The organism is Neisseria sp. P0001.S007, assembly GCF_051963655.1.
GTDB lineage: Bacteria > Pseudomonadota > Gammaproteobacteria > Burkholderiales > Neisseriaceae > Neisseria > Neisseria subflava_A.
On sequence record NZ_JBQCUB010000048.1, the window covers coordinates 1 to 262 of the forward strand.

A 262-nucleotide genomic window follows, 5' to 3' on the forward strand; every position below is an offset into this window, starting at 1 on the left:
CAAACAGCGTCAGGCTATAGAAGTCGATAACAAAGGACAAGTCAGCGTCCAAACCACACCGAGTAAAGACAGCGATGCCCGTTGGATAAAGAAACACGGCCTCTACAAACTCGGTTACAAACAACAGACCCGTACCGATGCGGAAGGCTATATCGAGAAACTGCACATTACCCCCGCCAATACCCATGAGTGCAACCACATGTTGCCTTTGCTGGAAGGGATAGCCGAAGGTACGACCGTCTATGCCGACAAAGGCTACGAC

1 protein-coding gene is annotated in these 262 nt (G+C 50.8%); it reads left to right on the forward strand.

The window, feature by feature from the left end; all coding sequences use genetic code 11:
• Positions 1 to 262, forward strand: a 262-nt coding sequence (locus ACTHRE_RS11155; protein WP_440345284.1) for a transposase, incomplete at both ends; no start/stop codon positions are given.